Here is a 12,357-nt window from a genome sequence, read left to right as displayed (position 1 = left end):
GTCTACCGCCAGCTTTACAGCGTTTTTCCCTTCGCAAGAACTACATCCGCTGGGCCGCTCTTTTCCCTGCCCGCTTGTAGCTTGCGGCAACCGGACTGGAACAGATGCGTCCCGCATATTGATCAAAAACCTCCGCAAGCGCATCATGCTGGAATTGCAGCTTGGCGCGTTTATAGCCCTCGCTGACCAGTCTTTCGCGCAGCGGCGTATCGCTTGCCAGCTTTACGACGGCATCCGTAATGGCCATAACGGACTCCGGCTCCACAAGAAGACCCGTTTTCCCGTCGAGCACCGCTTCCGAAGCTCCGCCGGAGCGCCCGGCAATAACCGGCACGCGGGCGGAAGCCGCCTCCAGATAGACGATGCCGAATCCTTCAGCGTCACCCTTTTCAAGCTGCCGGCTTACCATAATGAATTGATTGGCCAGATTATAATAATCGTTCAGCCGCTCCGTGCCGCTTACTCCCCCCACGAACCGAACCTTGCTTAACACGCCAACCGTTCCGGCCAATTGCTCCAGTCTGTCCCGCTCCGGCCCTTCTCCTACAATGACGTAAACGGCACCCGGAATATGGCGCAAAATCGCAGGCATCGCTTCGATCACCTTGTCATGTCCTTTCCGGGTAACAAGCCGCCCTACCGACAGCAGCACATATTTCCCTACCAACCCGTGCTCCCGCCTTAACTTCTCGTTAACCGCCTTTGGCTCGAACAAGCTTTCAACCCCGGGATGAACAATTCCGATTCTGCCCGGCTCTACTCCGTACTCCTCGACCAGGCGGCGGGTAAACTCGCTATTCACCATCACGCCATCCGCCTTGCGCAGAATAAGCTTCACCACCTGATTAAGGCCGAAATAACGACGGAACATCAGCATATCCATGCCGTGAGCCGAGATGATATAGCGGCGCCGGCCAAACACGCGGAATAATAAACCGATAAAGCCGATTAACACATAGCCGTACACCGTGACATCCGGCTCTTCGCTGCGCAGCGTTTTTTTGACCTGCCGGAACAGCCGTCCCCAACTGAACACATCGGCACGCTCCCCACGCATAAACGCTCCTCTTATGGTCCGGTACGGCTGATCTTCGTCAAAGGAAGCACAATCCGGATATTCCGGCGCGATAACGGTCATCTCATGCTTTGTATGTTTGGACAGATTGTAATAGTAGTTCTGCATACCTCCGACACCAGGCGGAAAAACCCCCGCGACCAGTACGATCTTCCTACGTTTCATATACCTTCTCCCCTCGCGTCAGATAGCATACAACCCGAATAACCGCCCAGAACAGCACCTCCGCCATAATGTTCCAAAGCCGGGCAATAACCGAAATCTGGAGCGCCGTCTCCGTCCCAAGCTTCATGGAGAGGAAATAGACCAGGAAGCCCTCCCTTACGCCAAGCCCGCCGGGCAGCGGACTTACAAGCCCGAGAAGCCAGGAAGTCGCAAACGTTCCCGCAGCGTAAAACAAACCTACCTTCCCTTTGTCAAAGCTGTTGGTCAATAGCCAAAAAGCGATACCCATGACAAAGTGGCTGGCCAGAAAGCATGCCAAATAAGCAAAAAACTGATTCCGCGTCAGACTTACCTCCGAGCCGGCCATCTGCGCGCCGCCAAACGACTTGGTCATTTTTCCGATCATCTTCTGAAGGAATTTCCACTTCGAAGCTTTGATGAACAAGGTTTTGACCGTTACTGTCAGCGGGCTGTAGAACAGATAAATAAGAGCAAACACGATAACCAGCAAAAGCCCCACCCAGACCGGGACAATATGCAGGCTGACAATCAGCATCATGGCGTAGACCAGCGCCGCCGCAACGAGCAGAATATTCTCGTACACGATAGCGGCGAATTGGGCATCCAGCGGTACACCGGCTTTGGTCGCCATGACAATCCGTCCGGCAACGTTCCAGAAGCCTCCGGGAATATACTTGCCGAACTGGGTTTCAATAAAAATACGGAGACCGCCTAACATCGAGAGTCCCGAACTGCCGCTTAAGCGGCCGGTATCGGATAAGGAGGCATTGACGATTAACACCCAAATACCGGCTTGAAGCATCAGAAAGATCGAGAATAAGAGCAAGGACAAGTAAAACCGGTCGTTCGCATGTACCAGGAAGGAAGTAAGATCCTCCAGCTTAAGCGGAATGTTGCGAACGATAAATACGACGATGATGGCCAAGACAGCGACCTTGAGCACCGTTGGCGCCAGCTTGCGGTACAGCGGCAACCGGCAACACCTCCTGACTATAGTTAAGCCATCTTCTCATTATAGGAATGTTCTGTTATCCGTGATTTATCTAGAATGCCGAATTTGGTAAAATCCCATACCTTTTCCATTTAAAAATGGATAAACAAAAAGCCGGCTGCCGAAGCACCCAGCCTTGATAAACTGCTTTTTCCGCTGCCGTTACCCCAATTCCCTAAGCTGTTTTTTAAACCCTTGATTATCGCTGGAATAGCCCAGCGCGCGGTAGAACTGATGAGCCTTTTCCCGGTAACCGCTGGATACAAAAATGATGTAGCTGCACACCCGTTCCTCTGCGAATTGCTCGAGCCGCTTCATCAGCATTTTTCCGACGCCTTGTCCTCTGTAATCGGGATTCACCACAACATTTTCCACGACCAGGAAAGGATGGCAACTCCCGACAAGATCATAACATTCGATCCCCATTGCCGTTCCAATCACCTTATCGCCGTCGCAAGCCACCGCGAGAAAATAGTGCGGATCCTCCGTCACTTTTGCCAGATGTCTGCCCATCGCTTCTATATTAGAAGGAACCTCCATCAGCACCTCGAACAGCCTAGCCAGATCCTGAAGATCCCGTAGTCCCGCTTCCCGTATTTCAATCGTTGTCATATCGAGCATCCTCCAGTCTTTCGTTACCGTAAATTATTGTATCATTCCGTTAGGCCAAGGCCAAAAGCCGGATAACAAAAAAACCGCCGCCTTGGTGGCCAGCGGTTAATGCTATCCTTGGAGCTAATCGGCTGCACGCCAGTTGATCATTCTCGAAATAAAGGCAAACGATACAACGATAAAACCAATCAGGATGAACATGTCTACGGTTACTTCATGCGTCCAGCCTTTGGTAAGCATCTCCCTGAGCGCGGAAGCGGAATAGGTGGTCGGAAAAATAACCCCGATATACCGCAGAACCGGCGGCAGCTGGCTGGCTTCCATCATAACCGGCGACAGGAACCCGACAAACATCATCAGCCCCTGCACGAGCATATTCGTCATCTGGTGGTCCGGAGACCAGAACCCGATTCCCGCCCCAACGCCGACCATGCTTAATACGGCCAGAAGAAAGATCGGAATAAGCCCCCACTCGTAATGAAGCCTGATGCCATAAGCAAACTGCCCGATAAACGCCATGATGATAACCGAAGGCATTGCCGTCATCAATCCTCGCACCAGCTGAGTGACGACAAAGACGGCTTTGGAGATCGGAAGAGAAGAGTAGAAGGTAAAGTACCCGGCATGCTTCTGCCAGGAGATCTCCTGCCCGAGCGCGTTAAAGCCCATCATAATAATGGCGAATACGATATTGCCGACGATGACATTCACCATGATCTCCCCGGAGGAGATTCCGTACATAAACTTCATGAACAACAGCGTCGTAAGCGGAAAGATCGTCGCCATAATAAAGATCCATATCCATTGCTCCCGCACGATAGCAACCTGGATTCGCAATAGGATATACAGCTCGGTCCACATTCTTCCTTTGACAAAAGCAAGCGCGTTAGCCAATGAAGCTTCCCACCTTTTTCTCACGGATAACATACCCTGCAGCCTTCTCCTTCTGACTGTCAATATAGAGATAGACATCCTCCAGATTGGGAGGAAGCATGGCGTATTCGTCAATAGGCAGATCGTTCGCATGAACCATCCAGTCCAGCATCGTACCCGCCCGGTTCTTATCGATCAGAAGCCGCAGCCGGTTCTCGGCAGTCTGCTGGATATCCCCCCACTCCTCCAGCCGTTTCATCAGATTCCCCGCCTCGCCTTCCACTGCCGTCAGCTCCAGCTTCAGCCTGCCGTCCACCTTTTGTTTCAGGTGAGGAACGCTATCGATTTCCAGAAGTCTTCCGTAGTTGATAAAAGCAACCCGGTCTACCACTCTCTCCGCTTCCAGCACGTTATGGGTGACGAGAAGAATGGTAGCCCCTTGGCGGTTCCGCTCCACGATAATATCCCATACCAGCCGCCTGTTCAGAGGATCAAGCTCGTTAGTCGGCTCATCCAACACAAGCACGCGGGAATCGCCAATAATGGTTGTTCCGATTCCGACCATCCGCTTCTGTCCGCCGGACAGCTTCTTGAGCGGCCGGCCCGCGAGCTCCGCCATGCCGAACCGCTCCAGCAGCTCCATCGTCTGCTTTTCGGCCTCCTTCTTGGCCATGCCTCGAAGGATCCCGGTGAAGAGCAGCGCCTCTCTGGCCGTCAGCGCGCCAAGGGCATGCGGCTCCTGCGCGTAATAACCGAACTGCGAGGCCACCTTCTTCGCCTGCTTGAGTACGTTAACGCCTGCGTACCGGACTTCGCCGGAGGTTGGAGCCAGCAGTCCAACGATCTGCTTGATTAACGTGCTTTTGCCCGCTCCGTTAGGCCCAAGCAGTCCGAGAATCTCGCCTTCCCGGATGGAAAAGCTGATATCGATGTTGGCTTGCTTTTTCCCCTTCTTATACACCTTGTTGACCTGGTCAATCTCGATTAGCTCCATCGGCAATCCACCTCTTGTTTCCAAGATTATTGGTTTGTTACAGGTGCAAACAGCTGCAATCCAACCCGGCGCATCCCATCCCATACGGGTGAAGAAGGATCATCGGTATTCACCAGTCCCACGCCTTGAATAAAACAAAAGTACCCCCACGCGACTTCATGCGCATCGTAGGACTGTAGCTGGCCGGCCGCTTGGCCTTCCGCTATAACCGTGGTAAGCCCAACCGTATAATCATTGGCGAACCGGTACATCGCTTCCGCTTCCTCCGGAAACCGTTGGTGCTGCCCCAGCACGTATTGCACCAGCCGCAGAAAGGACGAATTGCTGGCCGCAATCCTTATATGCACGTCAATCATGGACTTGATCCTGTCCAGAGGCGTTCCCTCCCCTTGCATGAACGCAAGAAATGGCTGGCGGAACCGCTCGAGCGGCTCCAGCACGGCGCATCGGAACAGCTCCTCCTTGCTTTCGAAGTAAAGCAGAATCGTTGCCGCGCTTATCCCCAAGCTCTTGGCCAGCAGTGCAAATGTAGTACCGGAGAAGCCATTCTCGGGAAAAGCAGTAACGGCTGCCTGTAAGATAAGCTCCCTTTTCTCTTGTCTGGCTTGCTCATTGACAGTCCTTGCCATGCTCGAGAGATCTCCTTTCGAATTAAATATATGAACGTTTATTTATATAATAAGCATCATTCCTTAAATTGTAAATACACCCCGTTAAGAATTCGTGAAATTTGTTACTCTCTTTTATCCTTGCCTTCTTGGATTCTAGAAAAAAAGTTCCCGGATCCCCTCGTTTACTAGATATGTAAATCAAAAAAATACTATTTTTTATTCTATTATTCTTTGACGTACTTATCTGTTTTTCTATTATTTAAAGCTTCAGCAGTTAATAATTTCTGCCTAAAATAAGTTATTCTCGCTTATCTCTCCTTTAATAGCAATATTCCAGATTAAGGTAAGTAATCTCTTGTCGAAAAAATGGATATTACTAGAAAAATTCGAGTTGACGCTGTCGCCTGCTGTCATTTATAGTTATTTAGAACTAGTAGGGTGTCGAATCTATCAGGGACTTTATTCCTAAAATTTGACACATTCAGAAAGACTATAAGAATAGGAAGGAAGTGAGTCTATGTTGGCTCGATCATCGGCCTTTACAAGAATTGCCCTATTGCTTCTTGTATTCGGCGTCATGCTCGCAGTCACGCATCCAACTGCCACCAAAGCAGCGGTAAATGTGGTTGACATTAAGAGTAATGCGATGAATTTGGGTACGCCTACCCTGGTTTCCGGCACTGCCGGACAAGTAGGGGCCGTCTACAAGTATACGAACGTCATTACAAGAGACGGCATTACGGTTGATGCCAAAGTAACGATTAAAGGGGCTAGCGGAGCATCCCTTGCAGGCAATGTATTAGATAATCCGGGAACCGGCTTTGATGAGCGGTTTAATCCATGGGTTACAACCAGTCCCGGAAGCGGCTCATTGACCTTCCACTTTGATTTCATTGATCAGGCAACCGGCAATCCGGTTCAAATCAAGAACTTCTTTGTGACGGTCATCGATATTGACGGCAGTAATTCCACCTCCAAGGAATATGTCGAATTATCCGGCTTTGCAAGTTATTCTGTGAATAAAAACACACAGCTTGTCATAAGCTCGCCAGCCTCCGGAAGAACGCAATTTGCAGGAAGAGGTTCCTCCCTTAATGGCACATCTTTTGAGGATACCGCTTCCGTAATCATCAATTACAACGCGCCAATTAACGGACTGGATCTTGTCGTTGGCAACACGAGCAATTTAAGCTCTCGTCAATTCTCGGTTAACTTCGGCGCTCCTGGCGGTACATTCAGCGATCCGAAGCAGGTAGACAACAGCGCTTCCCCAACCATTAACGTTTCTATTGACGACGGTGGAGACGGCAAACTGACCGCAGGACAAGATAATCTTAAACTGGTTAATATCTCCGGATCCACCAATGCGGGCGCTGGACAGCCTGTCACCCTTACGGTGAAGGATTCCTCGGGCACGGAACGAAATTATGCAGCAACCGTGGGAGCCGACGGGAAATATGCCGTTCAGCTTGACTTCTCCGCTCTGAAATACGGAACCGTAACCGTATCGGCGGACACGGTCAGCTCAGACGGCAATCCGGCCAAGACGGCAACGGATACAACGGATAAAGTGAATACGGCCCCAGTTGCCGCAGATGCTTCTTTCTCGGGAGACGAAGATACGGTTATTAACAAATCCCTGAGCGATAAAGGCAGCGACATCGACGGTGACTCAATCGCCTATTCGCTTGTCACCGTTCCTACTCACGGCACTTTAGTTTTAAATGCCGACGGATCTTTTACATATACACCTAATGCGAATTACAACGGGACAGATACATTTAACTATAGAGTAAATGACAGCTCGCTTACCTCGAATACTGCAACGGTAACTCTTACCATTAAAGCGGTGAATGATGCTCCAATCGCACATGATTCCAGCACAAGCACCGTGGAGAATACGCCAGTTGACGGGTCAGTGACCGGTTCAGATATAGATGGAGATCTACTCTTTTTCATGAAACAAGACTTACCGCAACATGGCACTCTGGTGCTGGATGAGTTTACAGGTACGTATTCCTACACACCTGACAACGGCTTTGTTGGTACAGACACCTTTACTTTTACAACTCATGACGGTACCGACGAATCTAATAAGGCAACTGTCACTATTACCGTTACAGCAGCTCCCAACGCTGCTCCTGTAGCGCAAGATGATAGTAAATCTACAGATGAAGATACTCCGGTTAACGGTGCATTAACTGAAACTGACGGGAACAATGACATTGTAACCTATTCGCTTGTCACAGCGCCGGTTAACGGTACGGTTGTACTGAATGCGGACGGTACTTACACGTATAATCCAAATGCAAATTACAACGGTTCCGACAGCTTTACCTTTAAGGCGAATGACGGCAAAGCGGACTCCAACGTGGCAACCGTTACTCTGACGATTAACGCCGTTAACGATGCACCTACCGCAAACCATTCGAGCAAAACAACGGATGAGAACCAATCGGTAAATGGAGTGGTGACGGGACAGGATATCGATAGCAGCGCGCTCACTTATGAGCTCGATACAGCGCCTGTCAATGGTACGGTCGTCTTAAACAGCGACGGCACGTACACGTATACTCCAAACCCGAACTACTCTGGCTCGGATAGCTTCACCTTCAAAGCTAACGATGGCAAGCTTGATTCCTTGCCTGCTACCGTAAGCATCACGATTAATGAAGTAAATGAAGCTCCTGTTGCCCAAAACGATACTGTGCAGACTGAGGAAGATAAACCTCTTAACAGCAGCGTTCATGCAACAGACGGCGACGGCGATACGCTTCACTATTCGGTAGTCAACCAGCCTGCTCATGGCGACTTGACTCTGAATCCGGACGGAACGTTCACCTATACGCCAGATCCTAATTACAATGGACCGGACAGCTTTACGTTTAAGGCGAATGACGGCTCGGAAGACTCGAATACGGCATCCGTGAACATCACCGTTACTCCGGTCAACGATGCGCCAACGGCAAACGCCGGAACGAAAACAACGGCCGAAGATACTCCTGTTAACGGATCGGTATCGGGAAGCGACGTGGAAGAGAGCCCGCTGACTTACGCGATTGTAACCCCGCCGCAGCATGGCACGGTTGATTTGAAGCCGGACGGCACTTATACGTATACGCCAGATCCGAACTTTAACGGCGAGGACAGCTTTACGTTTAAAGCTAACGACGGCACGGATGACTCTGCTCCTGCTAAAGTGGACATCACCGTTACTCCGGTCAACGATGCACCGGCTTCGGAGAACAGCTCCGTCAGCACGGCAGAGGACACGGCGGTCAACGATAAGGTAAAAGCAAGCGACGTAGACGGCGATACTTTGACCTACACGCTTGTGAATGAACCGGAACACGGAACCGTTAATCTGAAGCCGGACGGTACCTTTACTTACGCGCCAGACCCGGATTACAACGGCCCGGACAGCTTCACCTTTAAGGTAAATGACGGACAGTTGGAATCCGCGGAAGCTACTGTCAGCATTACCGTAACTCCTGTAAACGACACGCCGACGGCAAATGCAGGAACCAACACAACGGTTGAAGATCAGCCGGTAACCGGTACAGTAACCGGCAACGACGTAGACGGTACAACGCCTACCTACGTTCTTGTAACGGAGCCTGAGCACGGCACGGTTATTCTGAATCCGAACGGCACTTACACGTATACGCCGGATCCTAATTACAATGGTCCGGACAGCTTCACCTTTAAAGCAACCGACGGAACGGCCGATTCCGCGCCGGCGACTGTAGAGATTACGGTTACTGCCGTGAATGACGCACCAACGGCATCGGATGATTCCAAAGCTGTTGAATCCGGCTCCAGCGTAACGGGCAGCTTTAAGGCGAGCGATGTAGACGGCGATACTCTTACCTTCACGGTTGTAACTCCGCCAGCGCATGGTACGGTTGTTATCAACAACGACGGTACTTACACGTATACGCCAGCCGCAGGTTACGGCAGCACGGACAGCTTCACTTTTAAAGCCAATGACGGACAATTTGACTCCAATACGGCTACCATCGCTTTAACCGTTCGTCTGCTTGACGGCTGGGTTGGCGACCGTTCTGTTACGGATACATCCGAATGGACCGTAGCGCCTAACAAACCGCTCAAAATCTCGGCTATTACGGAAGTAACCGCAACGGCAGTTACGGCAACCTTTGATTTCGACGGTCCGGATAACGGAACGGACAACGATTCGGTTACGCTGACATTGGCTAACGGCGATACTTACCAGACAGACGGATTCAAGAAATGGGAAAACGTGCAATACCGTCTTCCTTCCGAAGTAACGAGCGGGGCTCATTCGGTAACCTTCACCTCTTCGAAGGGTAACGAGGTTTTACCGGCTGAAGCAGCTTCCAAGCTTCTAAACAATGATTTTACCGTGATCCGCACCGTTTCCGTTGACGGAACGGTTAAAGATCGCAACACCCAAGCTCCGATTGAAGGAGCAAAAGTAACCTTGTATGATCCGACAGGAACCAATAAAGTGGCTAATACAACTACGGATGCTTCCGGTTATTACAAATTCCCGAATGTCCGTACCGAGCATTACCTGATTGTCGTAGAGAAGCAAGGCTACGCAACACGCAATCAAGTGATTAATGCCTTGCCGGGCTTGGCGGCTGAAACAACAATTCATCAAAACTTCGAGCTTGTGAAATACATCTTGAAGCTTAGCGCTAACCCTAGCTCCATCGTAGGTGACGGCCATACGGTTTCGAAACTGACGGCTATTCTGACTGACATTGACGGCAAACCGCTTAAGGATGTCAGCATCACCTTCTCTGCATCGCTCGGAACCTTCCTTGGCGGTTCCCCAACCGCGGTGACGGATGCAGCGGGCAAAGCCACGATAGATTACCAATCGTCCAAGATCGAAGGTATTTTATCGCAAAGCGTTCCGGTAACGGCAACGGCCAATGACGTAGAACGCAGCATTTACGCGCAAGAGCAGATTATCATTACCTTCGAGCCTGCTTCCGTAACGGGCGTTGTAGCAACAACGGATAACGGAACGCGTACGATTGTTGCAGGTGCAGTCGTTAAAATCACGAAAGACTTTGACGGCGACGGCATTATCGATTTCGCGGCTGAAGCCATTACCGACGCAGACGGCAAGTATAGCATCGCCGTTCCGCGCGGTGACGAAAGCTACGATATCGAAGTCATCAAGACCGTTCAAATAGGCGGCCAGACCAAAGAGGTTTCCTTCAAGCAAACCGTTGAAGTTGGCGCGGTAAGCGGTAATCCCGGCGAGGTTTTTGAATCGACGAAGACCATTACCGGCCTCCTTACGCAAAAGCTTCCAACCGGTCAAAATGACGTGCTTCAACAGGATTTCATGAACCAGGTAACCGTGAAGCTGATTGGTCCGGCACCGGAACATAAAGAATACACGGCACCTTTGAACGGCGGCGTATTTAATATTCCTGGCCTTGAACGGAATACGGAGTATCAGATTGCAATCATCTTCAAGGTTCCGGATGCGGAACACGGCGGCACTAAAGAAATTATCATTAACGCATTAGACAACAACGGTACGCTTCCGACAATCAAGCTGGCAGCCAACGGCGAAATGAACATTCTTAACGAGCTCATTGACCCGTACGGCGACATTACCGACATCAACACCCATGCTGCGATTGACGGAGCAACCGTAAAGCTGTATTACGCAAACACGCCGCGCAATATTACAAACGGCAATACGCCTGGCACGGAAGTTAAGCTGCCTGCAATCGCAGGCTTTGCTCCAAGCGACAACGCGAACCCGCAGACAAGCAAAGACGGCGGCAAATACGCGTACATGGTTTATCCGACAACCGATTACTACATCGTTGCAACGGCTCCAGGCTATATCACTTATACGAGCCCAACGATCCCTGTCGAGTTTGCGATTGTCCGCCATGACATTCAGATGTCCAAAGCGTCTGTTGCTCCTGCCGGCAAGCCAAACGTCGTTGTTAACGTATCCGTAGACAAGGACAGACAGGAAGAAGGAACTGCAGGCAAGATTAAAGTGGAGTACCTGAACAACGGTACAAAGCAAGCTACCGGCGCAACCGTGACGTTGACCCTTCCTGAGGGCACAACGGTAACCAATGCCGACGGCGGCAAGGTAGAAGGCAATAAAGTGACTTGGAATGTGGGAGAATTGAACATCGGAGATAAGGGCGTACGCAATGTAGAAGTGAAGTATCCTTCCATTAAGGAAACAGAACTTCTTGTTACGATCTCCGCGGAAAGCAAAGCGAGCCTAGAGCTTCTCAATCCTGAAGCGGCAAAGGCATCCGTGAAAGTATTGCTGTTCAAGACCGGAGACGAGATTGTGAAGCATCAACGCTACATCCTCGGCTTCCCTGACGGCAAATTCAAACCAAGCCAGAAGCTGACCCGCGGGGAGCTTGCAGCCATAATCGCACGCCTCCTGAACGGCGGCTCGACAACGCTGAAAGCCGAATTCAAGGATGTGCCTTCTACCCAATGGGCTAGCGGCTATATCCGGATCGTAACGGACAGCGGTATCTTTAAAGGCTTTGAGGACGGCACCTTCCGTCCGAACCAGCCTGTAACCCGCGAAGAATTGGCTATGGTTATGGTACGTTACCTGAAGCTGGAGACGTCTATGCCAATCACTCCGCAATTCGGAGACAGCGACGGACGCTGGTCCTCCTCGGCAATCGAGGCATTGTTCCGTAACGGCCTGACAACGGGTTATCCTGACGGTACGTTCCAACCGGGCAAAGACATCGTACGTCTTGAAGCCGTAACGCTGATCAACCGCCTTCTGTACAGAGGCCCGCTGACTGACGTGGAACCATCCTTCCCGGATGTTGCGAAGAGCAACTGGGCGTTTGGTCAAGTCGAAGAAGCAACAAGAAGCCACGAAGCTAAGCGCACTTCTGATGGCAACGAGCATTTCGTTAAAGCAATCGACGACAATGTGAAGTAATCGTTAAGGCCGGCAATCCTTGAGGGACTGCCGGCCTTTATTTTATCACATGGAATTAGG

7 protein-coding genes are annotated in these 12,357 nt (G+C 50.8%); 1 reads left to right on the top strand and 6 read right to left on the bottom strand.

Annotated features, from left to right (window positions below; genetic code table 11):
• Positions 1-40: 40 nt before the first annotated feature.
• From PGL01S_RS21380 to PGL01S_RS21355, 6 genes are all read right to left on the bottom strand, one after another.
• Entirely contained in the window at positions 41-1,240 is a 1,200-nt protein-coding gene (locus PGL01S_RS21380; protein WP_127496604.1) for a glycosyltransferase family 4 protein, read from the bottom strand.
• A complete protein-coding gene (locus PGL01S_RS21375; protein WP_127496603.1) occupies positions 1,230-2,234 on the bottom strand; it encodes a lysylphosphatidylglycerol synthase domain-containing protein in 1,005 nt (334 codons plus the stop codon). Before PGL01S_RS21375 ends, PGL01S_RS21380 begins: the two co-directional genes overlap by 11 nt.
• A 180-nt stretch (positions 2,235-2,414) precedes the next feature.
• Entirely contained in the window at positions 2,415-2,864 is a 450-nt protein-coding gene (locus tag PGL01S_RS21370; RefSeq protein ID WP_127496602.1) for a GNAT family N-acetyltransferase, read from the bottom strand.
• A 123-nt stretch (positions 2,865-2,987) separates the two neighbouring features.
• Positions 2,988-3,758 carry an ABC transporter permease gene (locus PGL01S_RS21365; RefSeq protein ID WP_127496601.1) on the bottom strand — a complete coding sequence of 257 codons (771 nt, stop codon included), beginning with the start codon at positions 3,756-3,758 and terminating at the stop codon, positions 2,988-2,990.
• Entirely contained in the window at positions 3,751-4,731 is a 981-nt protein-coding gene (locus PGL01S_RS21360) for an ABC transporter ATP-binding protein (protein WP_127496600.1), read from the bottom strand. The genes PGL01S_RS21365 and PGL01S_RS21360 overlap by 8 nt, the downstream gene beginning before the upstream one ends.
• 26 nt (positions 4,732-4,757) lie before the next feature.
• Entirely contained in the window at positions 4,758-5,360 is a 603-nt protein-coding gene (locus tag PGL01S_RS21355; protein ID WP_127496599.1) for a TetR/AcrR family transcriptional regulator, read from the bottom strand.
• A gap of 499 nt (positions 5,361-5,859) precedes the next feature.
• On the opposite strand from PGL01S_RS21355, the gene PGL01S_RS21350 reads away from it, so the two are divergent.
• Positions 5,860-12,297, top strand: coding sequence for an Ig-like domain-containing protein (locus tag PGL01S_RS21350; RefSeq protein ID WP_127496598.1), 6,438 nt, complete (start codon positions 5,860-5,862; stop codon positions 12,295-12,297).
• The last annotated feature ends 60 nt before the right edge of the window (positions 12,298-12,357 follow it).

Source organism: Paenibacillus glycanilyticus NBRC 16618, assembly GCF_004000805.1.
GTDB classification, from domain to species: Bacteria; Bacillota; Bacilli; order Paenibacillales; family Paenibacillaceae; genus Pristimantibacillus; species Pristimantibacillus glycanilyticus.
This window is presented reverse-complemented; position numbering and strand designations above follow the sequence as displayed.